This window comes from Erythrobacter sp., from assembly GCF_040217515.1.
GTDB lineage: Bacteria > Pseudomonadota > Alphaproteobacteria > Sphingomonadales > Sphingomonadaceae > Erythrobacter.
The window spans coordinates 101,129-125,272 of the sequence record NZ_JAVJPT010000015.1; the positions used below are offsets into that span (position 1 = coordinate 101,129).

Here is a 24,144-nt window from a genome sequence, read left to right on the forward strand (position 1 = left end):
GGCGTCTCCGTGCGAATGCGAGGTCCGGGAAAGAAATATCATCTAAATCAAATATTTACCAAGTAATCCCGCGAAATCCCGCAAATTCCCCTTTTCACCCGCCTGGTTCCCGGATATTACCGGGCTCCATCAAACATGCCGAACCATCCCGCGTCGCCGCACACAGCGCGGCGCGCCGCCCGAACGCGCGCTCGGGCGGCGGGGGGAAGGCGTGTCGCGGACGGGTGCAGGCGAGAGGGGGTCAGGCGGCCAGTGGCGGGTTTTTCGGGATATAACGGACAGGCCTTTTCGCCCGCGGGCGACAAGGGCCGTTTCGTCCTGCCCCCGACCTTCCGCAAGGCGGTGAAGGAGAGCTCGGGCGGGACGAAGACGCTCTGCCTTGCCGTGCATGACAAATACGATTGCCTCGTCGGTTTCGGCCTGTCGCGCATGGACGAACTCCACGAGCAGCTCGACAAGGAGGAGGAGCGCGCGATCCGGCTCGGCCTCACCGATTTCGATCCCGACGTGCGCGCCCAGCAATTGTTCGGCTTCGAGCAGATCCCGTTCGACGATTCGGGCCGCTTCGTCATGCCCGAGCATCTCAAGGATCTCGGCAAGGTCGACGACGCGCTCTATTTCCACGGCGCGGGCAAGTTCTTCTTCGTCTGGAACCCGGCCGAACTTGCCCGCATGGATGCAAGCTTCAGGGGCGCGCAGGCAACCTGCCGCAGCCTGATGGCGAAGGCGAAGGGGGGCGGCAAGTGAGCGCACCCCATATCCCCGTCCTGCTCGATGAAGTGTTCGCCGCGATCGCGCCTGCGCCCGGCATGAGCATCGTCGATGCGACTTTCGGTGCGGGCGGCTATTCGCGCGCATTGCTCGATGCGGGTGCGCGCGTCTTCGCCTTCGACCGTGATCCGCATGCGATTGCCGAAGGTGAGGCACTGGTCGCGCGCTACGAAAGCCGCCTCTCGCTGCATGCGCGGCGCTTTTCCGAAATGGCCGACGAACTGGCCTCCCTCGGGGTCGAACAGGTCGATGCGGTCGTCATGGATATCGGCGTGTCCTCGATGCAGCTCGACCGGGCGGAGCGCGGCTTCGCCTTTTCAACTGACGGCCCGCTCGACATGCGCATGGGCGGCGCGGGCGACGGCGAAAGCGCCGCCGATTTCCTGAACACGGCAGATGAAGCCGCCATCGCCGACGTGCTCTATCACTATGGCGAGGAGCGCCAGTCGCGCCGCGTCGCCCGCGCGATCGTCGCCGCGCGCCCGCTCGCGACCACGGGCGACCTCGCCCGCGTGGTGCGCAAGGCGTTGGGCCACAAGCCGCACGAAAAGAAGGACCCGGCCACCCGCACATTCCAGGCGGTGCGCATCCATGTGAACGACGAATTGGGCGAGCTGCGCGCAGGGCTGGCGGCGGCGGAGGTGCTGCTGCGCGAGGGCGGCGTGCTCGCCGTGGTCAGCTTCCACAGTCTCGAGGACCGTATCGTCAAGCGGTTCCTGCGCGAGGCCTCGGGCGCGGGCCGCGCGGTGTCGCGCCACCTGCCGGGCGAAGTGCCCGGCCCGGCCCCCACGTTCACGAAGCTGTCGAGGGCGATCCGCGCGAGCGAGGCCGAGATCGCCCGCAATCCGCGCGCGCGTTCCTCGATCCTTCGCCATGCCGTGCGCAGCGCGGCCCCGGCGCGGGGCGAGACGCGCGCGCCCGATCCGGGAGAGGCTCCATGATGGTCACTCATGCACGCATGCGCTCGCTCGGCTGGGCCGCAGTGATGGCGCTGTGTCTCGCCCTGTTCGTCCTGCTCAGCCTGCGGGTCCACGCGGTCAAGAGCGAGGTCCTGCTTGCCGAGCGCGAGATCATCCGGCTCGAACGCGAGACGCGGCGGCTGGAGACCGAATTCCAGGCCCGCGCCAACCAGCGCCAACTGGCCGAATGGAACCGGGTCGAATTCGGTTACGAGGCACCTCGCGCCGACCAGTATCTCGATGGGGAGCGTCAGCTGGCAAGCCTCGGCCAGCCGCGCGGCCCCGATGCCCCCGCGCCGATCCGCGTCGCCCGGGCCGAGCTGCCCGCTTCCGCCGGTCCGGCGCCGGGCGATGGGGTGCAGGCCGATCGAAACGACGAGGCCGGCGGCAACGGGGCGGAAGAGCCGGCCATGGTTTCCCCGGTCACCGGCAGGCCGGTCGCGCTCGCGGCCACCAGGACCGCAGGAAGCGACGATGTTCCGGCGCGCTTCGCGGACGCTTTCGGCGATTTCCTGCTCGAGGCCTCGCCGATCCGCCCGGCGCGCGCGCAGCCCGTCGTTGCAAGCGAGCCGAAGGATAGCGCGCAATGACCGCGAGGGCCCCCGGCCTCGGACGCGTTTCGGCAAGGGGGGCTGCGTCCGGGACCGGAACACGCCCGGCCCAGCACCAGCTCCCGCTCGGCTTCGACTGGCCGGGTCCTTCCATGGGGGCCGCGCGTCTTGCCGCACCCGCGCCCGCTCCCGCCTTCTCTCCCGCCCCATCCTCGTCGCCCGCCACCGCTGCGCGCCCGGCGGTTCCTGCCGGGCCGGGCCGGCTCGTCAGCCTGCGACAGGAATTGCTGCTGACCGCGCGGGCCCGGCTGCTGGTGATCGCGCTGCTCTTCGTCGCGCTCGCGGCCCTGGCGATTGCGCGGCTCGGCTGGCTCGGCCTTGCCGGCGATAGCCCCGCGCGCACCAGTCTCGATGCCGCGCTGCTGCCCGACCGCGGCGAGATCACCGACCGCAATGGCGTGCCGCTGGCGCGCGAGTTCGAACCCTACGCGCTATGGTACAATCCGCGAGCGATGGGCGATGGCAATTCTCCGCTGGTGCGTTCTGCACAGGAAGTCGCGGCCGAGTTGAAGACGATTTTTCCGGATCTCGACGAGGCCCGCACCGCGCGTCAGCTGGCGAGCGGGCGAGGCGCTTACCTGCGCCGCCGGATCCTGCCCGAAGAGGCCAACGCGGTCTTCGACATCGGCGAACCGGCGCTCGAAATCCCGCGCGAGCCCGACCGTCACTATCCGCAAGGCAGGCTCGCCGCGCATGTCCTCGGCTACGTGGTGGAAGCAGACGACGGCACGCGCCGCGGGCGGGTCGGGATGGAGCAGGTGCTCGACGAACGCCTGTCCGACCCCTCCCTGCGGGCAAGTCCGACCGCGCTTTCGATCGACCTGCGCGTCCAGGGCGCGCTCGAGGACGAATTGCGTTCGGGCATGCTCGCGACCGATGCGATCGGGGCGGCGGGCGTGGTGCTCGATGTCGACACGGGCGAGGTCATGGCGCTCGCCTCGCTGCCCGATTTCGACCCCAACCGGATCGCCGAGGAAGACGTGCCGAACATGCTCAACCGGGTGACCAACCAGGTGTCCGAACTGGGTTCGGCATTCAAGCCGCTGACGGTCGCTGCGGCAATCGATGCGGGCGTGGTGCGCGACCTGACGCGCGACTGGGACGCGACCACGGTCGAGATCGGGCGAGCGCGACTGTCGGATCATACGAACAAGGGCGCTGCGCTCAACATCCCGCAGGCGCTGGCCCATTCGTCGAACACCGTGACGGCGCGGGTTGCCGACAAGCTCGGGACCGAGCGATTGATGCGGATGCTTGAAGATCTGCATATGCGCGAGCGCCCGCGGATCGAATTGCCCGCGCGCGCGCGGCCGATCTGGCCGAAGGGCAAATGGAGACGTATCCGCACGATGACGGTCGGCTATGGCCACGGCATCGCCGTCACCCCGCTGCATCTTGCTTGCGCCTATGCCGCGATGGTCAATGGCGGTATGTGGCGCCCGGCAACTCTGCGGCGGCTCGAGGCGGGTGACGTGCCGCGGGGCGAGCGCGTGTTCAAGGCGTCGACCTCGGCCCGGATGCGCCAGCTTCTGCGGCTGGTCGCGCTTTACGGCACAGGGAAGAGCGCCAATGCAAAGGGCTACCGCGTGGGCGGCAAGACTGGGTCGGCGGAAAAGATCGAGGATGGGCGTTATTCCAAGACCAAGCTGATCAGCAACTTCGCCGCCGCTTTCCCGTTGGACCGCCCGCGCTATGTCGTGGTGGTCGTGCTCGACGAACCGCGCGGGACGATCGCCAGCAGTTACCAGCGTACGGCGGCGTGGAACGCGGCGCCGATCGTGGGTCGACTGGTCCCGCGGATCGGCCCGATGCTGGGGGTCCGCCCGGACGACACGCGCGACGTCGACATCTCGGACCTGCGGCATCTGGTGGACAAGGCCGGCAAGGGGAAGGAGACGTGAGGCTGTCGGCGTTGCTGGAGGCGGCGGGGCTGGAGGCGGCGGGGCTGGAGGCGTCGGGGCTGGAGGCGCGCGGTCCTTGGGAGGACGCGGCGGTGAGCGGTTTTGCCATCGATCACCGCAAGGTCGCCCCGGGTACGGTATTCGGCGCGTTCAAGGGCGCGCGCTTCAATGCCGAGCAATTCATTCCCCAGGCGATCGAGGCGGGTGCGATCGCCGTCGTTGCGTCGCCCGAAGCGCGCATCGAGGGCGCGGCCCATGTCGCGAGCGACCAGCCGCGCCGCGCCTTCGCGCAGCTCGCGGCGCGTTTCTTCGAGCCCGTGCCCGAAGCGGTTGTCGCGGTGACGGGGACCAACGGCAAGACCTCCACCGTCGAAATGACCCGCCAGATCTGGCGCATGTGCGGCCTGAGCGCGGCGAGCATCGGGACATTGGGCGTGACGACGCCCGACGGGAGCGTCTCGACCGGGCTGACCACCCCCGATATCGTCACTTTCCTTGCCAACATGGCCGGGCTCGCGCGCGAGGGCGTGACCCACGTCGCCTACGAGGCATCGAGCCACGGCCTGGCGCAATATCGCAGCGAAGGCCCGACCCTGGCGGCTGCGGCCTTCACCAATTTCAGCCGCGACCATCTCGATTATCACGGCACGATGGACGCCTATTTCGAAGCCAAGATGCGCCTGTTCACCGACATCGCGCAGCCCGGCAGCCCGGCGGTGATCTTCGACGGGGGGCGCGACCCTGTCTGGATCCCGCAAGCCATCGAACGGGCAAGCGCGCGCGGGCTCGATGTGCGCACCGTGGGCGAGCGCGGCAAATTCCTGCGGCTGACCGCGCGCGAAGCGACGCAATTGGGGCAAGTGCTGACCGTCGAATTCGAGGGCAGCGCGCGCACGGTCAATCTCCCGCTGATCGGCCAATACCAGGCCGCCAACGCGCTGGTCGCAGCAGGCCTTGCCCTTTCGACCGGCTGCGGGGCGGGGCAGGTCTTCGACGCACTCGGCAGGCTCCAGCCGGTACGCGGACGGCTCGAACGCGCCGCGATCACGCCTGCGGGCGCGCCGGTCTATGTCGATTATGCCCACACGCCCGACGCGCTGGAGGCCGCCATCGAGGCCCTGCACGGCCATGTCGACGACGCGCGCGGCGGCCGGCTCGCCGTGGTCTTCGGCGCGGGCGGCGACCGCGATCCCGGCAAGCGCGCACCCATGGGCGCAGTCGCCGCGCGCACGGCCGGGCGCGTGATCGTGACCGACGACAATCCGCGCGGCGAGGATCCCGCCGCAATTCGCGCCGCCATCCTCGATGGCGCGCGCGGGGCGGGCGGCGCGGCGGAAATCGTCGAAGTCGCAGGGCGCCGCGATGCCATCGCACAGGCCATCGGCGGGGCGGGCGAACACGACATCGTGCTCGTGGCGGGGAAAGGTCACGAACAGGGGCAGATTATGGGGGCGGGAGCGGATATGCGCATTCTACCGTTTGACGATGTGGAAGCCGTGCGCGAATGCGCGGCCGCAACAGGGCAGGACCCGGGTCGATGACGCGACACACCACTGCGCTCCTGAAGAGCTGGCCGGTCGCCCCGCGCGATGCGCTCCCGCTCGCCCTGTGGGATGCGGCCTCCATCGCCGCGGCCACCGGCGGCGCGGCGAGCCATGCCTTCCAGGCGTCCGGCATCGAAATGGATTCGCGCGACGTGCGCCCGGGCGACGTCTTCGTCGCGCTGAAGGGTGAAAGCATGGACGGCCATCGCTTCATCGAACAGGCCTTTGCCCAGGGGGCGGTCGCCGCGATCGTCGACCGCCCCATCGATTTCCCCCATGTCCTCGTCGAGGATACGACACGCGCGCTCCACACCCTCGCCCATGCCGCGCGCGAACGCAGCGCCGCCGTGCGCATCGGGATCACCGGATCGGTCGGCAAGACGGGGATGAAGGAAGCGATCTTCGCCTGCCTCGACCGCGCGAGCCGGGGCGCGGCGCATCGCAGCGTGCGAAGCTACAACAACCATGTCGGCGTGCCGCTTTCGCTCGCGCGGATGCCCGCGCGCGCGCGCTTCGGCGTGTTCGAGATGGGCATGAACCATGCCGGCGAAATCGCCCCGCTGTCCGATCATGTCCGCCCGCATGTCGCGCTCATCACCACCATCGCGCCTGCGCATATCGAGAATCTCGGCAGCATGGAGGCGATCGCCGACGAAAAGGCGCAGATCTTCACCGGCCTGATGCCGGGCGGGACCGCGATCATTCCGGCGGACAGCGAATGGGCGGGTCGCCTGACCGACCATGCCGAGGCATTGGGTCACCGCATCGTCACTTTCGGGCGCAGCGCGCATGCCGATGTGCGCCTGCTCGATGCGATTCCTTCGGCCAATGGCGGCTCGCTCGTCACCGCCGAGCTTTGCCACCCAGACTGGGGCGGGGCCGGCGAGGGCGGGGCGCGGCTGTGCTTCTCGGTCGCGGAGCCCGGCGAACACTGGATCGCCAATGCGCTGGGCGTGATGGCGGCGGTGCGCGCTGCCGGAGGCGATCTGGGCGCGGCGGGCCTCGCCCTCGCCGAAATGGGCGGGCTGAAAGGTCGCGGCGCGCGCCTGAGGATCGAGGTGCCGGGCGGCAAGGCGCTGTTGATCGATGAAAGCTACAATGCCAATCCGGCCTCGATGCGCGCCACTTTGCGCGCGCTCGGCCAGACCCCCGCGCACCGGCGGGTGGCCGTGCTGGGCAGCATGAAGGAACTCGGCGATTTCGCCGAAGGCTTCCACGCCCAGCTTGCCGAGCCGCTGGCCGAGGCGAAAATCGACCACGCGATCCTTGTCGGCGACGAGATGCGCGCGCTGGCCGACCAATTGGGCAAGGGAGCCGCCAATTCGCTTGGATTCGCATGCGGTTTCGAGCATTGCGCGGGACCTGCCGAGGCGATTGCAGCGCTCGAAGCTTACGGTCTCACCCATGGCGATGCCGTTCTGGTAAAGGGCTCCAATTCCATCGGGCTCGGCGCGCTCGTGTCACATTTTACCAGAGGGCCGGCCTGACTGCGCCGGGTACGCATCCATGCTTTATCTTCTCGCGGAATGGCTGGGTTACGAAGGGGCGCTCAATCTCGTGCGCTACCAGACCTTCCGCTTCGGCGCGACGCTGATGACCGCGCTCGTGATCGGGCTGATCATCGGGCCGCGCTTCATCAACATGCTGCGCGTGCGCCAGGGCAAGGGCCAGCCGATCCGCGAGGACGGGCCGCAAAGCCACCTCGCCAAGCGCGGCACGCCGACCATGGGCGGGCTGATGATTCTCGTCGCGCTGACATTCTCGCTGGTCCTCTGGATGGACTTGTCCAGCCCGTTCGTGTGGGCCTGCCTCGCGGTCACGCTGGGTTTCGGGGCGATCGGTTTTCTCGACGACTATGCCAAGGTGTCGAAGGCGACGAGCTCCGGCGTTTCGGGCCGGGTGCGCCTGCTGATGGAATTCGCGGTCGCCGGGCTCGCGAGCTGGATCATCGTCAGCCAGATCAGCACCAATCTCTACCTGCCCTTCTTTTCCGAGGTCGAGATCCCGTTGGGACCGGCCTATTACGTCTTCGCCGCCTTCGTCATGGTCGGGGCGGGCAATGCGGTGAACCTGACCGACGGGCTGGACGGGCTCGCGACCATGCCGGTCATCATCGCGGCCGGGACCTTCGCGATCATCGCCTATCTCGTCGGCCGGGTCGATTTCAGCGACTATCTCGGCATCCCCCATGTGCCGGGCGCGGGCGAACTTGCCGTGTTCTGCGCGGCGATCATGGGGGCGGGTCTGGCTTTCCTGTGGTTCAACGCGCCGCCCGCGGCGGTCTTTATGGGCGACACCGGCAGCCTCGCATTGGGCGGCGCGCTGGGCGCGATCGCGGTCGCGGCGCATCACGAGGTCGTGCTCGCCATTGTCGGCGGGCTGTTCGTGGTCGAGGCGGTTTCGGTCATCATCCAGGTGTTCTGGTTCAAGCGCACCGGGCGGCGGGTCTTTCGCATGGCGCCGATCCATCACCATTTCGAACAATTGGGCTGGAGCGAGAGCAAGGTCGTGATCCGGTTCTGGATCGTCGCCATCGTGCTTGCGCTGATGGGCCTTGCCACGCTCAAGCTGCGGTGAGGGTGCGCGCGTGATCACTTCGGCCGCCTTTGCCGGGAAACGCTATGCGGTGCTGGGCCTCGCACGATCCGGCGCGGCGAGCGTCGAAGCTCTGCTGGCGAGCGGCGCGGTGGTGACGGCGTGGGATCGCGACGAGGACCGGCGCGCCGCGTTCGCGGGGCGCTGCGACCTCGCCGACCCGCTCGAGCTCGATCTCGCCGGCTTTGCCGGCGTGGTCGTGTCGCCAGGCGTGCCGCTCAACACCCATCCGATCGGGCTCCATGCGGCGAAATCCAGCGTGCCGGTGATCGGCGATATCGAGCTGTTCGCGCTCGCCCGCCGTGACATGGTGGAGCACCGCGTGATCGGCATTACCGGGACCAACGGCAAGTCGACCGTCACCGCGCTGACCCACCATATCCTCGCCATGGCAGGCCTTCCGGCCGTGATGGGCGGCAATATCGGCGAGCCCGTACTCACGCGCGAGCCGCTCGGCCCCAACGAGAACGGGCTGGGTGTCTATGTGCTCGAACTGTCGAGCTTCCAGATCGACCTCACTTTCAATCTCGACGCGGATGTCGCGGCGCTGACGAACATCACGCCGGACCATCTCGATCGCTATGCCGATTACGCCGCCTATGCCGAGGCAAAGGAACGCCTGTTCGACATGCAGTCCGCGCACCGCCGTGCCGTGTTCGGGACGGACGAAGGTCCGGCGGGCGCTATCCGCGCGCGGCAGGTCGCGCGGCGCGGGGAAGGCCGAACCCTGCTCGCCGATCTCGCCCGGTTCGCTCCGTTCCAGCACCAATGGCCGTCCCTGCAGGGGCCGCACAATCTCCAGAACGTCGCCGTGGCGGTGGCGCTGGCCGAAGAGCTGGGCGTTACCGAGGCGCAGTGGCGCCATGCCTTGCCGCGCTTTCGCGGCCTCGCACACCGGATGGAGCGGACCTGCGAGGCGGACGGCGTGCTTTACATCAACGATTCCAAGGCGACCAATCCCGCCTCCGCGGCCCCCGCGCTCGCCGCCTTTCCGCCCGACCCGGCAATCCGTGACGGCAGGGCGCGCATCCACTGGATCGTCGGCGGCCTCGCCAAGGAGGACGGCCTTGCCGAATGCGGCGACCATCTCGGCCATATCGCGGCGGCCTATACCGTGGGCGAGGCGGGTCCGCGTTTCGCCGAACTGCTCGAAGGGCGCGTGCCCAAGGTCGAACGCTGCGAGCTGATCGCCGAGGCCGTTGCCCGCGCCCAAGACGCGGCGCGGCCGGGCGATGTCGTGCTGCTGTCGCCCGCCTGCGCGAGCTATGACCAGTTCCGCGATTACGAGAAGCGCGGCGAGCATTTCCGTCATCTCGTTGGCGTGATCGCCAGATGCGACACCTGCGCGCCCGGAAACCGTGCGGACGGGGAGCTTGCGTCGTGAGCACGCCGGGTGCCTTTCATGCCCCGCGCCGGAGCGCCTCGGCCTTGCCGCCCGCGCTGATGCGGCGCGGATGGCGCGAGGAGGTGCGCATCTGGTGGCGCGAGCTCGACCGCTGGCTGCTCGGTCTCATCGTGCTGCTGATGGGTCTCGGCACGCTTGCGGTCGCCGCCGCGTCCCCCGCCAGCGCCGACCAGCTCTCGACCGCGCAGGTGACGCTCGATCCGTTCCTGTTCCTGAAGCGCCACCTCGTCTTCCAGCTGCTGGGCCTTGCGCTGATGGTGGGCCTTTCCTTCCTTTCGCGCGACGAGGCGCGGCGGCTCGGTATTCTCGCCTTCGCCTTCATGCTTTTCCTGCTCGTGCTCGTGCCGTTCGTCGGGGTGGAAAAGAACGGTTCGCGGCGCTGGCTTGAGGTCGGCATGAGCCTGCAGCCGAGCGAGTTTCTCAAGCCCGCTTTCGCCATCATGCTCGCCTGGATTTTGTCATGGCGCCTGCGCGATCCGCAGCTTCCGGTGCTCGCTTTCGCCAGCCTCGTAATGGCTTTGATCGCGGGGCTCTTGATGATGCAGCCCAATCTCGGCGAAGCGGTGCTGTTCGGCGGGATCTGGCTGGTGCTGGTGACGCTTGCGGGCGTGTCGCTCAAACGCATTGCGGGCGTCGCGGGGCTGGGGCTTGCCTTCCTCGTCGCGGCCTATTTCTTCTACGGCAATGCGAAAAGCCGGATCGATGCCTTTATTGGCGGGGGGACCGCCTACGACCAGGTCGACCTTGCCTTTCGCACGCTCACCAATGGCGGCTGGTCGGGGGCCGGCCTGTGGCTCGGCACGCGCAAGATGAACCTGCCCGAGGCGCATACCGATTACATCTTCTCGGTCATCGGCGAGGAATTCGGGCTGCTTTTCTGCGGCCTGGTGGTGGCGCTTTATTGCGCGATCGTGCTACGCGCGCTTATGCGGCTGGTGGATGAGGACGACCTGTTCGCACTGCTCGCAGGGGCCGGCCTCATCGCGCAGGTCGGCGGGCAGGCTTTCATGAACGTGCTCGTCAATCTCCAGCTTTTCCCGTCCAAGGGCGCGACATTGCCGCTCATCAGCTATGGCGGGTCCTCGACGCTGGCGGTGTGCTTTGCGCTCGGGCTATTGCTGGCGATCACGCGGCGCAATCCCTTCCTCAGGCGGGAGGGTGGCGGATTGCGCCAGTTTCTCGAGCGCAAGGAGGAGCGCGCATGACCAAAGCCACGCGCCGGACACCCCGAACGGGTGCAAGTCGCCATTTCGTCCTTGCCGCAGGGGGGACGGGCGGCCACCTGATCCCGGCCTTCGCGCTTGCCGTGGAGCTGGAGGCGCGCGGCCATCACGTCGCGCTTGTCACCGATGAACGCGGGGCCGATATCCCGGGCAAGCCCGAAGGGCTGACCGCGCATGTCCTGCCCGCGGGGCGTTTCGGCAGGAATCCGCTGAAATGGGTCGGCGGCGTGCGCGCCGTGCTCGAAGGGCGGAGCATGGCGCTGCGCCTGTTCGATGCGTTCGAGCCGAGCGCGGTGATCGGTTTCGGCGGCTATCCGGCATTGCCCGCCCTGCTCGCCGCAAGGTCGGCCAAGCTGCCGAGCGTCATCCACGAACAGAACGCCGTGCTCGGCCGGGTCAACCGCCTGCTCGCCGGGCGCGTCGATGCGATCGCGACCTCCTATGCAAAGGTCGACCGGCTCAAGGCGAAGCACCGGCGCAAGGTCCATCTTACCGGTAATCCGGTGCGCGAGGAGGTGCTGGCCCTGCGCGACATGGATTTCCCGCCGCTCACCGAAGAAGGCCTGCTGCGTGTCCTTGTCACCGGCGGGTCGCAGGGTGCGCGGGTGCTGTCGCAGATCGTACCCGACGGGCTCGCCATGCTGCCGCCCGCCTTGCGCAGCCGCCTGCAGGTCACCCAGCAATGCCGACCGGAGGACCTCGAAGCGGTGCGCTCCCGCTACGCGCAGCACGACATCCCGGCCGAGCTCGGCACCTATTTCACCGACATGCACGAAAGGCTGGCCGATGCGCACCTGTTCATCGGGCGCGCGGGCGCATCGACCATCGCCGAGCTTACGGGCGTGGGGCGACCGGCGATCCTCGTGCCCCTCCCGATCGCGACCGACGATCACCAGGCGGCGAACACCCGCGAAATGGTCAAGGCCGGCGGGGCGCGCATGATCCGGCAGGACAAGTTCACGCCCAAGGAGCTCGCCAAGCAGATCCAGGCGCTGGCGCAGAACCCGGCGAGCCTCGGCAATGCCGCGCATGGCGCATTCAATTGCGGGCGGCCCGATGCGACGAGGGACCTTGCCGACCTGCTCGAAAGCTTCGGCGGGGTCGACCTGATGGACGTGATCCGCGTCGGCGAAACCGCTCCGCGCGGGGCGGCGGCGGCGGTGCGCACGCAGCCGTCCTCGCGCGCGTCGAGCGACGAGGACGTGGCGGCATGAGGGCGCGCGCATGAGAGGGGTTCCGACCGATATCGGCACGATCCACTTCGTCGGGATCGGCGGGATCGGCATGTCCGGCATCGCGGAGGTGATGCACAATCTCGGCTATGCCGTGCAGGGTTCCGACATCAACGAAAGCGCCAGCGTCGAGCGGCTGCGCGAACGCGGCATCGCAGTCCATATCGGCCACGCCAAGACCAATGTCGATGGCGCGGCGGTGGTCGTCACCTCGACGGCGGTCAAGCGCGACAATCCCGAAGTCGTCGCCGCTCTCGAATCCCGCATCCCGGTCGTGCGCCGGGCGGAAATGCTCGCCGAACTGATGCGGCTCAAATCCACCGTTGCGGTCGCGGGGACGCATGGAAAGACCACGACGACGAGCATGGTCGCCAGCCTGCTCGATCGCGGCGGGATCGATCCCACGGTCATCAATGGCGGGATCATCGAACAATACGGCTCGAATGCGCGGCTGGGCGACTCGGACTGGATGGTGGTCGAAGCCGACGAAAGCGACGGCAGCTTCCTGCGCCTTGACGGGACCATCGCGGTCGTCACCAATATCGATCCCGAACATCTCGACCACTACGGCGATTTCGACGGGGTGAAGCGCGCCTTTCTCGAATTCATCCAGAACGTGCCCTTCTACGGCGCGGCGATCCTGTGCGTCGATCACCCCGAAGTGCAGACCGTGATCGGCCAGGTGCGCGACCGCAGGGTGGTGACCTACGGCTTTTCGCTCCAGGCCGATATCTGCGGGGTCAATGTCCGCGCCGAGAAAGGCGGTAACACTTTCGACGTGATCGTGCGTCAGCGCGGGGGACGCGATGAAAGGCAGGACCGCCGGATCGAGGGCGTGCACCTGCCCATGCCGGGCCGTCACAACGTGCAGAACGCGCTCGCGGCGATTGCAGTCGCGATCGAGATGGGCTGCTCGGACGAAGTCATCGGCGAAGGGTTCGGCAGTTTCAGCGGGGTGCGGCGGCGCTTTACCAAGGTCGGCGAGATCGCGCTGGCCGGGGGTTCGGTGAGCGTGATCGACGACTATGCCCACCACCCGGTTGAAATCCGTGCCGTGCTCGCCGCGGCGCGCGAGGCGGTCGCCCCCGATGGCAGCACCGGCGGGCCGGCGAACGGTGCCAAGAAAGATGGGGACGGCGCGCGCGTCATCGCGGTCGCCCAGCCTCATCGCTACACCCGCCTCCATAACCTGATGGACGGTTTCCAGTCCTGCTTCAACGATGCCGACATGGTGCTCGTCACCCCGGTCTACGAAGCGGGTGAGGAGCCGATCGAGGGCGCCGATGCGCAGGCGCTCGTCTCGGGCCTGAAATCGCGCGGGCATCGCAGCGCCGCCACGGTCGAAAGCCACGCGCAACTCGCCGAGACGCTCGCCGCGACGCTTCGCCCCGGCGACATGGTGGTCTGTCTCGGCGCGGGGGATATCACCCGCTGGGCGGCTACCCTTGCCGGCGCGGTCGAAGCACATGTGAGGGCATGAGCAAGCCCATGGTCCAGCCCGGCGACACCTGGAACCAAGACGACGGACGGGCCCCGACCTGCGCGGTCGACGGGGCGGTGGCCGCGCCCGTGCCGCTCGACGGGATCAGGGGCGATCTCACCTGCAAGGCCCCGCTCGCAAAACGCGTCTGGTTCAAGAGCGGCGGGCAGGCGGACTGGCTGTTCGAGCCTGCCGACCTTGCCGACCTCAGGCTCTTCATCGAACGGCTGGGCGGGCAGCTTCCCGTCATGGCGCTGGGATTGGGCTCGAACCTCATCATCCGCGACGGGGGCGTGCCCGGCATCGTGGTGCGGCTGGGCAAGCCTTTCATGACGGCGGAGCCGGGCGAGGAGAATACCCTCACCTGCGGCGCGGGCGCGCCGGGCGTGCTGGTCGCTTCCACCGCGCGCGATGCGGGCATTGCGGGGCTCGAATTCCTGCGCGGCATACCGGGCACGGTGGGCGGCTTCGTAAGGATGAACGGCGGGGCCTATGGCAGCGAGGTCGCCGACGTGCTCGAGACATGCGACGTGATCCTGCCGGGCGGCGAATTCGTCACGCTGCCCGCGGGCGATCTTGGCTATAGCTATCGCCACAGCGAGCTTCCCGACGGCGCGATCGTCGTCTCGGCGCGCTTTCGGGGCCGCCCCGGCGATCCGCAAGCGATCGGCGCCGAGATGGACCGCATCGCCGAGGCGCGCGAGGCCTCGCAGCCGATCCGCACGAAGACCGGCGGTTCGACCTTCAAGAACCCCGCAGGCGGCAAGGCGTGGCAGCTGGTCGATGCGGCGGGCTGCCGTGGGATGATGCTGGGCGCGGCGCAGGTGAGCGAAAAGCACACCAATTTCCTCATCAACACCGGCGATGCCACCAGCGCCGATATCGAGGGGCTGGGCGAACTCGTGCGCGAGAAGGTCTACAAGCAGTCGGGCGTGATGCTCGACTGGGAAATCCAGCGGGTGGGGCGGCCGTGAGCGCTGCACCCCTTCACGTCGCGGTCCTGATGGGCGGCTGGGCGAACGAGCGCGAGGTCTCGCTCATGAGCGGGCGCGGCGTCGCCGAGGCGCTGCGTGCAAAGGGCTATCGCGTAACCGCCATCGACATGGGCCGCGATGTCGCCGCGCGGCTTGCCGAGGCCGCGCCCGACGTCGTTTTCAACGCGCTCCACGGCGTACCGGGCGAGGACGGGAGCGTGCAGGGCATGCTCGACCTGATGGGCCTCGCCTATACCCATTCGGGCCTTGCCACCTCGGTCATCGCGATCGACAAGCAGCTGACCAAGCAGGCGCTCGTCCCGCGCGGCATCCCCATGCCCGGCGGGCGGATAGTTCGGTCCGAGGAATTGTTCGAACGCGACCCGCTGCCGCGCCCCTACGTGCTCAAGCCTGTCAACGAAGGCTCCTCGGTCGGGGTGGCAATCGTGACCGATGACAGCGAGTGCGGCCATCCGATCCGCCGCGACGCGCCGGGGCCGTGGAACGAATTCGCCGAACTGCTCGCCGAACCGTTCATCAAGGGGCGCGAACTGACCACCGCCGTCATCGACGGACCCGGCGGGGCCCGCGCACTCGGCGTGACCGAACTCGTGATCGAACAGGGCTTCTACGATTACGAGCACAAATACACTGCGGGGCGCACCGAGCATGTCTGTCCCGCGCGGATCCCGCCCGCCATCGCCGCCTTGTGCGAACAATATGCGCTCCGGGCGCATGACGTGCTCGGCTGCCGCGGCACCAGCCGGACCGATTTCCGCTGGGACGACGAACTGGGCGAGGAAGGGCTTTTCGTGCTCGAAACCAACACCCAGCCGGGAATGACGCCATTGAGCCTTGTGCCCGAACAGGCGAAACAGGCCGGCATCGAATATGGCGACCTCGTGGACCTGCTGGTCAGGGAGGCGCTGCGGTCCCGGGAATCGAGCGCGAAGGACGAGACTCAGCCGAGGGAGAGGGAAGCCCATGGCTAACCGGATCAGGCGGTCGCAGGGCAAGGGCGTGCGGCGCGCGGCGAAATCGCAGAGCCGTGCGGCGGGCGCGCGCCGGGCGAAGGCGACCACCACCGGTTTCGTCGACCGCGCAATGGGCCTGCTGCCTTTCACCGAGGAGCAATGGACCCGAATCTGGCTGTCCGTCATCATCCTTGCGGGCGCCGCGCTCGCCTTCGTTATCGCCAATTTCGCCGGAGTGCCCGCCATGGCCGAGGCCGAAGTGGCGCGCATGGCCTCCGAAGCCGGTTTCGAAGTGCGCCGCGTGCGCGTCACCGGCACGGACCGCATGGACGAACGCGAAGTCTATGCCCGCGCGCTCGCCCAGCGCGACCGTTCGATGCCGCGGGTCGATGTCGGGGCGCTGCGCGCCGAATTGCTCGAACTGCCCTGGGTCGCCGATGCGAGGGTGTCCAAGCAGCTGCCCGACACGCTCGCCATCGATATCGTCGAGCGCGAACCGCATGCCGTGCTGGTCAAGCCCGACAGGCTGGTGCTGATCGACATAGGCGGGCACGAACTCGCCACGATCGCGCCCGAGGACGCGGCCGACGCCTTGCGCATTTCCGGCCCCGGCGCAGGCCGGCAGGTCGCCGCGCTCGACCGGCTGCTCGCTGCCGCGCCCGCACTCGGCCCGCAGGTCGAGGCGGCCGAATGGATCGGCAATCGCCGCTGGAACGTGACCTTCAGGGGCGGGCAGGTGCTCGCCCTGCCCGAAGGCGAGGACAGGGCGGCGAGTGCGCTGGTCACCTTCGCCCGGATGGATGGGCAGAACCGGCTGATCGGCGGGAAAGTGGCAAGCTTCGACATGCGCAACCCGCCGCGCGTCTACATGCGCGTACCCGGTCGCAGCGAGCGGATCGAGGCGGCGGACATGGCCGCGGCCGGGGCCGCGGCGGGAGAAGAGTGATGGCAAAGGCGGCGTCGACCGGATCGGCAAGGGGAACGGCCAAGGGATCGGCGCGGGCGGCGGCGCGCACGCGGATCGCCCGCACGATCGGGGCGGTCAATGTCGGCTCGTTCCGCATTTCGGCGATGGTCATGGGCGAGGCGGAAAATGGCGACCTCGTCCTGCTCGGATCGGGCCATCGCGCCAGCAAGGGGGTGAAGCAGGGCTATATCACCGACATGGACGCGGCGAGCTTCGCCATCCGCGACGCGGTCGAACGGGCCGAGAAAAGCGCACAGACGAGCGTGAACGGGGTGTGGATCGCCTGTGCCGGAGCGGGCCTTGCCAGCGACGTGCGCAGCGTCGAGACGGAGATCGGCGGACGACGGATCGAGGAGGAAGACGTCGAGCACCTGCTTTATCTCGCGCGCGGGGCGATCCAGCCGGACGGGCGCAGCGTGCTCCACGCCCAGCCTGCCCATTACACGCTCGACGGGGCGCATGGCGTTGCCAATCCGCGCGGCCTGCATGCCGAACGGCTGGGTGTCGACGTGCACGTGATGCTGGCCGACGGGGCGCCGGTGAAGAATCTCATGGAAGCGGTGCAGAACGCCCATCTCGATGTCGAGGGCGTGGTGGCCGCCCCGCTCGCGGCCGGCTATGCCTGCCTGTCGGAGGAGGAGCGCGAACTGGGCGTCGCACTGGTGGAAATCGGCGCGGACGTCACCAATGTCTCGGTCTTTGCCGGGGGCATGCTGCTCGGCCTGACCGCGCTGCCGATGGGATCGGGGGCGATCACCGATGCCGTGGCGAGCGCCTTTGCCATCCGCCGCTCTCAGGCCGAACGGCTCAAATGCGTTTCCGGCTCGGCGATCGCCTCGCCCAGCGACCATCGCGAGATGATCGCGCTGACCGGCCCCGACGACGACTGGCCCGTAGCGGGCACGGTCGCGCGCGGTGCCGACGATCGCGGGCGGATCGCGCGGGCCGAGCTCGTCTCCGTCATCACCCAGCATCTCGCCCGGCTCACGACGGAGATCGGCAAGGCGTTGAAAGCGATGGGATTCAGCGGTATGCGCGCGGGACAGGTCGTGCTTACCGGCGGCGGGGCGGAACTGGCGGGCTTGGCCGAATTCGCGCAAGGGGCGCTCGGCATGCCGGTGCGGATCGGCCGTCCGCCCGCTTTCGAGGGCCTGCCCGAGGCGCACGCCACCCCGGGTTTTGCGACGTTGGCCGGTCTGTGTCTTTACGCCGCGAACGATCCGGTCGACATTCGCGCGCTGGGAGGTCGCTATGCACGCACGCGCGCGGCGAGTTCCCGGAGCGGGGCCTTCGCCGTCGGTCGGCTGATGCGCGCCCTGCGGGAATATTTCTGAAACGGGTGCGAGACTGTCGCGCGAGGTGTCGATGTGGCATGAGTTGCAGGCCACGAGAATGCGAGAGGCCTGCGGGGTCGCTGTGGATAAGGGTTAAGACGGTATAAACCGCCAGTCACGAATGTGTCAGAGTATCGCAAGAGGCGCCCGGATCCGCGAAACGCGGCGAGGCTGCCGGAGGAAAAACGGATGAGCATCAATATCGGACCCGCCGCTGCGGAGGAGCTCGCGCCCCGCATCACCGTCATCGGGATCGGCGGAGCCGGCGGCAATGCGATCGCCAACATGATGGCCGCCGAGATCGAGGGCGTGGACTTCATCGTCGCGAACACCGACGCCCAGACGCTCAGCACGTCGCCGGCGGAGAAACGCATCCAGCTCGGTCCGGACATCACCGGCGGGCTCGGCGCCGGGGCCCGGCCCGAAGTGGGCAAGGCCGCAGCGGAAGAAACCGTGGCCGAGATCGAGGAAGCGCTCGACGGCGTGAACATGGTCTTCATCGCGGCCGGCATGGGCGGCGGCACAGGCACGGGTGCGGCGCCCGTCATCGCCGAGGCCGCTCGGCGCAAGGGCGTGCTCACGGTCGGAGTGGTGACCAAGCCGTTCCTGTTCGAAGGCACGCGCCGGATGCGCGCGGCCGAGGCCGGGATTGCCGAATTGCAGGAATCGGTCGACACGCTGATCGTGATCCCGAACCAGAACCTGTTCCTCGTCGCCAAGGCGGAAACCACCTTCAAGGAAGCCTTCCAGCTCGCCGACGAGGTGCTGCAGCAGGGCGTGCGTTCGATCACCGACCTCATGGTCATGCCCGGGCTCATCAATCTCGACTTCGCCGACGTGCGCTCCGTCATGAGCGAAATGGGCAAGGCGATGATGGGCACGGGCGAGGGCGAGGGCGAGAATCGCGCGCTCGACGCGGCGCAGCAGGCGATCGCCAACCCGCTGCTCGACGGCGTGTCGATGCAGGGCGCCAAGGGTGTCATCATCTCCATCATCGGCGGCGAGGACATGAAGCTGCTCGAAGTCGACGAGGCGGCCAACCATATTCGCGAACTGGTGGACGAGGACGCGAACATCATCTGGGGCAGCGCCTTCAACCCCGATCTCGAGGGCAAGATCCGCGTCTCCGTGGTCGCTACGGGGATCGAGCAGGGAGCCGCCGCCGCAGGCGATCGCAACCCCGCGACGACGGCGCTCGGCGGCGGTTTCGGCGCACCGCGCGCGCCCAAGCGGCCGGTGCTCGAACTGCCCGGCGAAAGCGAGCTCGAAACGCCCGATCCCGCCTCCGGAGGGCAGGCGGGGCCCGAGCCCGGATTGACCGTACCTGCCGCGCAGGGCCCCGAACCGCAGGCCGACGAGGGCGAGGAGGATTATTCCGAGGAAGATTACAGCGAGCCCTTCGATCTCACCGGCATGCAGGCCGGCGATGACATGGGCGAGCCCGAGGGCGACGATGTCGACGATATTGTCGATCCGCTCGCCGGGCTGCGCGGTGCGGAGGAAGACGGCGAGCCGCTCGATCTCACGCTCGGCCAGGCCGAAAATGACGAGCCGCAATTCGGCGGCCCGGCGCAGCCCGGTGCCGGCGACCGGCAGAGCGACTTTCTCGCCGACACCGAAGCGCCTGCATCCCCGCCAGGCAATGAGCGTCGCCGCAGCCTGTTCGGCGGCAGCGGCGGTCACGTCGGCGGCGCGGAAGAGGCGAGCGGCGATGACGGCGCGAATGCGCCCGGCGCCGCGGCAGCCGATGGCAATGCGAGCGGGGGAGGCAGCGGCTCGGCCGGAGGCAGCACGCTTTTCGAGCGGATGGCCAACCTCTCGCGCAGCTCGGCCCGGGAGGAGGAGGAGGACGACGAGGACGATGACGACACCACCGCCCTCAGCATCCCGCGCTTCATCGAGAGACAGAAAAACCAGTAGGCCAAGTGTTCGCCCCGGTCGGGCAGGGCGCACAGGCCGCGTTTCGGCATCCGGGCGCAACGCTTCGCCGATTTCCACGCGCCGCCCGGCGCGCTGCGCGTCCCCTCGGTCTGGCGCGCGGCGGGCGCATTGCTAGTTGCCTTGCAATGATGTGTTTGGCCCCTGCCCTTTCGCCCCGCGCCCCGGTGCGCCTCGCGTTCCTTGCCGCGCTTGCATCGGCCGTGTCCGTCCTGCTTGCGGCAAGCCCGGCCGGGGCGCAGGAGGTGACTTCGCGCGAGGTCGTCCAGCCGCTTCCCTCCGCGGACGTGCAGCGATTGAACCGCGCGCTGATGGAACTGGCGAAAAGGCCCAAGAGCCTCGATGCGCTGGTCGAGGCGGGCGATGCCGCGCTCGCGCTCGAAGATCTCGACGCGGCGATGGGCTTTTACGGGCGGGCCGATGACATCGATTCCGCCAATGTGCGGGTCAAGCTCGGGATCGCGGCGGTCTATCTGCGCTCGGGTCGCCCGGTCGAGGCGCTCGAGGCTTACGACCTGGCCGAACGGGCCGGTGCGACCCCGCCCGAATATGCCCGCGACCGCGGCCTCGCCTACGATCTCGTCGGGGATCATGACCGCGCTCGGGCCGCCTATGAGCAGGCGCTGGCGGTCAACCCGGAGGATGCCGAGACCATCCGCCGCCTCGCTCTCAGCCAGGCGATCGCAGGCAACCAGGCCGGTTTCGAGGACATCCTGCGCCCGCTGCTCGACAGGCGCGATTATGCGTCCTTTCGCACCCGTGCCTTCGGGCTCGCGATCCTCGGCGAACAGGCGCGCGCGGCGGCGATCGTCGATGCGGTGATGCCGCGCGATCTCGCCGCGCGGCTGGTCCCCTATCTCGCCTACATGCCGCGCCTGACTGCGTCGCAGCAGGCTGCGGCGGCCAATCTGGGCATTTTCCCCCGGGTGGCCGAGATCGGGCGCGAGGACCCGCGGATCGCCCGCTTCGCCCGAGAGGCCGAGGCCGACCGACGGCTCGAACCGGCGGGCGCGCCGCTCGGCGCGCCATCCGGGGGCGGTGAGGGCTCGGCGCGCGAAGAAAGCGCGCGCGAAGTCCCCGACGTTCCTGGCCCGACCGCGGCGGACGCGGCCGTGACGCTGGCAGAGAGTGCGCCCGTCGCCCCTGCCGCGCCCGAGTCTGCCGCCGCCGATGCGCGGCCCGGCTTCGACCTTGCTGCGACCGCCGGACCAGTCGACCCGCCCGCTCCGGATGCCCCAGGGCCTTCCGATACCGCGAACGGGACGCCGCGCGTCGCCGATGCTTTCGCCGATCTGGACAGCGCCGATCCGCCCATCGCCGAACCGGCCGGCGAAGCGGTCGATCTCGCCGCGATCGAGGTTCCGCGCGAACGGCCCGCCCCGCCGGAGCCGCCCGCCTTTCCACGGCGGGTCTGGGTGCAGGTCGCAACCGGTCGGGACCTTTCTGCTCTCGCCTTTGACTGGCGGCGCATCGCGCGCGCGGCGGATGGGCTGCTCGACGATTACAGCCCGCATACCACGCCGTGGGGACAGGCCAACCGGCTGCTTGCAGGCCCGCTCGACAATGCCGACGCGGCCCGCGACCTGGTCAATGCCCTGGCTGCGAAAGGCCTCGATACCTTTCCCTATACGAGCCCCGAAGGCAGGCAGATCGACACGCTCGAATAGGCCTCCGGCAAGCGAGGGCGAACCGCTGTCCCCGGCTTTCTGTGCACAGGCTTTGAACAAGCCAGAGCGCTTCTCCCCAAGCGCCGCGCGCCGGGTTGTTGCCATCCGGCCCGGCGCATGTGCATCTCTCGCGGCGATGCACAGCCAAGCCCTGATATCGCCCCTCGTATGCGAGCCGCGCGCGTGATGCCGCGCCGCGACTATTCCCGTGCGGGCGAGGACGATGCCGCCCCGCTCGACATGCTCGCCGCCCTGTTCGAGGCGCGCGGCTGGCCTTGCGAGATTATCTCCGACGACGAGATGACCGGCGAGATCGCGGGCGCCTGGGCGAAATATCAGCTGCGCGCAATCTGGCGCTGTTCGGACAATGTCCTGCAATTCCTCTGCCTCCCGGACATCCGCGTGGGGCGCGAGAAACGCGAGGCGGCCTATGAATTGCTCAGCCTCGTCAACGAACAGATGTGGCTGGGTCATTTCGACATCTGGTCGAACGGCGACATGCTGCTTTATCGCCACGGTGCGCTGCTGGCCGACGACGGGACGCTCTCGCTTCACCAGGCGCAGGCGCTGGTCGAAAGCGCGGTGGAAGAATGCGACCGCTTTTATCCGGCCTTCCAGTTCGTGCTGTGGGGGGACAAGCCCCCGCGCGAAGCGCTCGAGGCGGCGCTGGTCGATGCGGCCGGGGAGGCGTGAGCGCGCGCGGTGACTGAAAAGCTGCTCCTGATCGGCTGCGGCAACATGGCGGGCGCGATGCTCGCCGGGTGGCTGCGCGCAGGGCACGGGCCGGAACGCTTCGCCGTGCTCGATCCCGCGCTGGACGAAGCACCCGAGGGCATCGCCCTGTTCCGAACGTCGCAGGAGGCCGAAGCGGCAGGCCACGATGCCGTCCTGCTCGGCTTCAAGCCGCAGCAATTGCGCGCCCTCGCGCCGACGCTCCAGCCCCTCGCCGGGCCGGGCATAGCGGTCCATTCGCTGCTCGGCGGGATTACGTTGGCACAGGTCGCTGCCGCCTTTCCCGATGCGCGCGCCCATGTCCGGGTCATGCCCAACCTCGCCGCGCGGATCGGCAAGTCGCCGGTGATCCTTGCGGGGCGGGGCCGTGGGGGGCAGGGCCTTGCGGACCCCGAGCGCGAGGGCCTGCGCGCCTTCTACGACACGCTCGGCCTCGCACTGTGGGAGGCGGACGAGACGCGCTTCGACCTCGTCACCGCGCTCGCTGGGTCGGGGCCCGCCTTCGTCTACCGCTTCATCGATGCGCTGGCGAGCGCAGCGGTCGATCTCGGCCTCGACGAGAGCGATGCGACCCGGCTCGCCACCGTCATGGTCGAGGGCGCGGCGAGCCTTGCGGCAGCCTCCGATTGTGCCCCCGGGCAGCTCGCGAATCGCGTTGCCAGTCCGGGCGGGATGACCCGCGAGGGGATGGACGTGCTCGATGAAGGCGACGCCTTGCGCCGCCTGCTGGCCGAGGCCCTGCGCGCAACCGCTCGAAAGGGCGCCGCGCTCTCGCGCGAAATCGGCTGAGGTGTATCGTTCATCGGGCCGCAAGCCAGGGTTAACGATCACTCCTGTTGCGCGCCCGGTTTCGCTTGAAAATCGCGGGGCAAGGGCCGATATTGACGAAACAAGGCGCGGGCCGCTGCAAATTCCGCAGCACAATCCGCGCCGCATTTGGAGACAAGGGTTTCACGATGGCTGATTGGAAAGACACACAGCGCACCGATAGCCGCTTCGGCTCGGTGCCGCGCGCGGGCGGCGATGCGGCCGGCCGCGTGACTTATGATGAGGGCCTGCGTTCGCACATGCTCTCGATCTACAATTACATGGCCTCGGCCGTGCTGCTGACGGGCCTCGTCGCGCTGCTCGCGGCGGAAAGTGGGATCACGCTGGCGCTCGCTTCGAGCGGGCTCTGGTTCGTGATCGCGCTCGCGCCGCTCGGCTTCATCCTCGCGATGAGCTTTGGGCTGCACAAGATGAGCCAGTCGACGCTGCAGATCGTGTTCTGGTCCTTCGCCACGGTGATGGGCCTGTCGATGTCGACGATCTTCCTGCGCTTCACCAACGAATCGATCGCGCTGACCTTCTTCGCGACCGCCGGTGCCTTTGCCGGGCTTTCGCTGTGGGGATACACCACGAAGAAAGACCTGTCGGGCTTCGGCACCTTCCTGGTCATGGGCGTGGTCGGCCTGCTGATCGCGATGTTGCTCAACTTCTTCTTCCAGTCGAGCGTGCTGGCGCTGGTCATCAGCGTGCTCGGCGTGCTGATCTTCGCCGGGCTTACTGCCTACGATACGCAGCGACTGAAGAACGAATACCAGTATGTTCGCGGCACGCAGATGGCCGGTAAGGCCGTCATCATGGGTGCGACGAGCCTTTATCTCGACTTCGTCAACATGTTCATGTTCCTGCTCAACCTGCTTGGCAGCCGCGAATAGACGGAGCGGCCAGCCCCCTGACAGGACTGGTGAAAATCGAAACGCCCGGGCTCCTTTTCGAGAGCCTGGGCGTTTTCTTTGTCGCGCAAGCGCACTAACAGGGGCGAGATCACGAGGGGCCGCTTCAGCCCTGCGCA

General features: G+C 68.5%; 20 protein-coding genes. All 20 read left to right on the top strand.

Features of this window, described 5'->3' with window-relative positions; genetic code table 11:
• Positions 1 to 252 precede the first annotated feature (252 nt).
• On the top strand, positions 253 to 747 hold the full coding sequence (locus tag RIB52_RS14620; protein WP_350176838.1) for a division/cell wall cluster transcriptional repressor MraZ: 495 nt from the start codon (positions 253 to 255) through the stop codon (positions 745 to 747).
• Entirely contained in the window at positions 744 to 1,712 is a 969-nt protein-coding gene (gene rsmH, locus RIB52_RS14625) for a 16S rRNA (cytosine(1402)-N(4))-methyltransferase RsmH (protein ID WP_350176840.1), read from the top strand. The genes RIB52_RS14620 and rsmH overlap by 4 nt, the downstream gene beginning before the upstream one ends.
• Complete coding sequence (locus tag RIB52_RS14630; protein ID WP_350176842.1) at positions 1,709 to 2,320, top strand: hypothetical protein; 612 nt, start codon at positions 1,709 to 1,711, stop codon at positions 2,318 to 2,320. Before rsmH ends, RIB52_RS14630 begins: the two co-directional genes overlap by 4 nt.
• Positions 2,317 to 4,242: a peptidoglycan D,D-transpeptidase FtsI family protein gene (locus RIB52_RS14635; RefSeq protein WP_350176844.1), complete on the top strand. Its 1,926-nt coding sequence runs from the start codon at positions 2,317 to 2,319 to the stop codon at positions 4,240 to 4,242. Before RIB52_RS14630 ends, RIB52_RS14635 begins: the two co-directional genes overlap by 4 nt.
• Entirely contained in the window at positions 4,239 to 5,783 is a 1,545-nt protein-coding gene (locus RIB52_RS14640; RefSeq protein ID WP_502879552.1) for a UDP-N-acetylmuramoyl-L-alanyl-D-glutamate--2,6-diaminopimelate ligase, read from the top strand. Before RIB52_RS14635 ends, RIB52_RS14640 begins: the two co-directional genes overlap by 4 nt.
• A complete protein-coding gene (locus RIB52_RS14645) occupies positions 5,780 to 7,273 on the top strand; it encodes a UDP-N-acetylmuramoyl-tripeptide--D-alanyl-D-alanine ligase (RefSeq protein ID WP_350176846.1) in 1,494 nt (497 codons plus the stop codon). The genes RIB52_RS14640 and RIB52_RS14645 overlap by 4 nt, the downstream gene beginning before the upstream one ends.
• A gap of 19 nt (positions 7,274 to 7,292) precedes the next feature.
• Positions 7,293 to 8,363 (top strand): phospho-N-acetylmuramoyl-pentapeptide-transferase, encoded by a 1,071-nt coding sequence (mraY, locus tag RIB52_RS14650; protein WP_350176848.1) that lies wholly within the window; start codon positions 7,293 to 7,295, stop codon positions 8,361 to 8,363.
• Between the two features lie 10 nt (positions 8,364 to 8,373).
• Positions 8,374 to 9,765 (top strand): UDP-N-acetylmuramoyl-L-alanine--D-glutamate ligase, encoded by a 1,392-nt coding sequence (gene murD / locus RIB52_RS14655; RefSeq protein WP_350176850.1) that lies wholly within the window; start codon positions 8,374 to 8,376, stop codon positions 9,763 to 9,765.
• 59 nt (positions 9,766 to 9,824) lie between these two features.
• Positions 9,825 to 10,991, top strand: coding sequence for an FtsW/RodA/SpoVE family cell cycle protein (locus tag RIB52_RS14660; RefSeq protein ID WP_350176911.1), 1,167 nt, complete (start codon positions 9,825 to 9,827; stop codon positions 10,989 to 10,991).
• Positions 10,988 to 12,223: an undecaprenyldiphospho-muramoylpentapeptide beta-N-acetylglucosaminyltransferase gene (murG, locus tag RIB52_RS14665; RefSeq protein ID WP_350176852.1), complete on the top strand. Its 1,236-nt coding sequence runs from the start codon at positions 10,988 to 10,990 to the stop codon at positions 12,221 to 12,223. Before RIB52_RS14660 ends, murG begins: the two co-directional genes overlap by 4 nt.
• 10 nt (positions 12,224 to 12,233) lie before the next feature.
• The gene (gene murC / locus RIB52_RS14670) at positions 12,234 to 13,721 is read left to right on the top strand and encodes a UDP-N-acetylmuramate--L-alanine ligase (RefSeq protein WP_350176854.1); all 1,488 of its coding nucleotides are present in this window, start codon (positions 12,234 to 12,236) and stop codon (positions 13,719 to 13,721) included.
• A complete protein-coding gene (gene murB, locus RIB52_RS14675) occupies positions 13,718 to 14,695 on the top strand; it encodes a UDP-N-acetylmuramate dehydrogenase (protein ID WP_350176856.1) in 978 nt (325 codons plus the stop codon). Before murC ends, murB begins: the two co-directional genes overlap by 4 nt.
• Positions 14,692 to 15,687, top strand: coding sequence for a D-alanine--D-alanine ligase (locus RIB52_RS14680; RefSeq protein ID WP_350176857.1), 996 nt, complete (start codon positions 14,692 to 14,694; stop codon positions 15,685 to 15,687). Before murB ends, RIB52_RS14680 begins: the two co-directional genes overlap by 4 nt.
• Positions 15,680 to 16,615 (top strand): cell division protein FtsQ/DivIB, encoded by a 936-nt coding sequence (locus tag RIB52_RS14685; RefSeq protein WP_350176859.1) that lies wholly within the window; start codon positions 15,680 to 15,682, stop codon positions 16,613 to 16,615. Before RIB52_RS14680 ends, RIB52_RS14685 begins: the two co-directional genes overlap by 8 nt.
• Positions 16,615 to 17,970, top strand: coding sequence for a cell division protein FtsA (ftsA, locus tag RIB52_RS14690; RefSeq protein ID WP_350176861.1), 1,356 nt, complete (start codon positions 16,615 to 16,617; stop codon positions 17,968 to 17,970). Before RIB52_RS14685 ends, ftsA begins: the two co-directional genes overlap by 1 nt.
• A 189-nt stretch (positions 17,971 to 18,159) precedes the next feature.
• Positions 18,160 to 19,890 carry a cell division protein FtsZ gene (gene ftsZ / locus RIB52_RS14695; RefSeq protein WP_350176863.1) on the top strand — a complete coding sequence of 577 codons (1,731 nt, stop codon included), beginning with the start codon at positions 18,160 to 18,162 and terminating at the stop codon, positions 19,888 to 19,890.
• 221 nt (positions 19,891 to 20,111) lie between these two features.
• Entirely contained in the window at positions 20,112 to 21,575 is a 1,464-nt protein-coding gene (locus RIB52_RS14700; RefSeq protein ID WP_350176865.1) for a tetratricopeptide repeat protein, read from the top strand.
• A 186-nt stretch (positions 21,576 to 21,761) separates the two neighbouring features.
• Positions 21,762 to 22,268, top strand: a complete 507-nt coding sequence (locus RIB52_RS14705; protein ID WP_350176867.1) for a type III secretion system chaperone family protein — start codon at positions 21,762 to 21,764, stop codon at positions 22,266 to 22,268.
• A gap of 9 nt (positions 22,269 to 22,277) precedes the next feature.
• The gene (locus RIB52_RS14710; protein WP_350176869.1) at positions 22,278 to 23,096 is read left to right on the top strand and encodes a pyrroline-5-carboxylate reductase family protein; all 819 of its coding nucleotides are present in this window, start codon (positions 22,278 to 22,280) and stop codon (positions 23,094 to 23,096) included.
• Between the two features lie 167 nt (positions 23,097 to 23,263).
• Positions 23,264 to 24,007 (top strand): Bax inhibitor-1/YccA family protein, encoded by a 744-nt coding sequence (locus tag RIB52_RS14715; protein ID WP_350176871.1) that lies wholly within the window; start codon positions 23,264 to 23,266, stop codon positions 24,005 to 24,007.
• Positions 24,008 to 24,144: the final 137 nt, after the last annotated feature.

Excerpts from the sequence above, each read along its gene's own strand:
- RIB52_RS14630 (WP_350176842.1), top strand. The coding sequence starts at position 1,709 with ATGATGGTCACTCATGCACGCATGCGCTCGCTCGGCTGGGCCGCAGTG.
- RIB52_RS14635 (WP_350176844.1), top strand. The coding sequence starts at position 2,317 with ATGACCGCGAGGGCCCCCGGCCTCGGACGCGTTTCGGCAAGGGGGGCT.
- RIB52_RS14645 (WP_350176846.1), top strand. The coding sequence starts at position 5,780 with ATGACGCGACACACCACTGCGCTCCTGAAGAGCTGGCCGGTCGCCCCG.
- mraY (WP_350176848.1), top strand. The coding sequence starts at position 7,293 with ATGCTTTATCTTCTCGCGGAATGGCTGGGTTACGAAGGGGCGCTCAAT.
- RIB52_RS14660 (WP_350176911.1), top strand. The coding sequence starts at position 9,825 with ATGCGGCGCGGATGGCGCGAGGAGGTGCGCATCTGGTGGCGCGAGCTC.
- murG (WP_350176852.1), top strand. The coding sequence starts at position 10,988 with ATGACCAAAGCCACGCGCCGGACACCCCGAACGGGTGCAAGTCGCCAT.
- murC (WP_350176854.1), top strand. The coding sequence starts at position 12,234 with ATGAGAGGGGTTCCGACCGATATCGGCACGATCCACTTCGTCGGGATC.
- murB (WP_350176856.1), top strand. The coding sequence starts at position 13,718 with ATGAGCAAGCCCATGGTCCAGCCCGGCGACACCTGGAACCAAGACGAC.
- RIB52_RS14685 (WP_350176859.1), top strand. The coding sequence starts at position 15,680 with ATGGCTAACCGGATCAGGCGGTCGCAGGGCAAGGGCGTGCGGCGCGCG.
- ftsA (WP_350176861.1), top strand. The coding sequence starts at position 16,615 with ATGGCAAAGGCGGCGTCGACCGGATCGGCAAGGGGAACGGCCAAGGGA.
- ftsZ (WP_350176863.1), top strand. The coding sequence starts at position 18,160 with ATGAGCATCAATATCGGACCCGCCGCTGCGGAGGAGCTCGCGCCCCGC.
- RIB52_RS14705 (WP_350176867.1), top strand. The coding sequence starts at position 21,762 with ATGCCGCGCCGCGACTATTCCCGTGCGGGCGAGGACGATGCCGCCCCG.
- RIB52_RS14715 (WP_350176871.1), top strand. The coding sequence starts at position 23,264 with ATGGCTGATTGGAAAGACACACAGCGCACCGATAGCCGCTTCGGCTCG.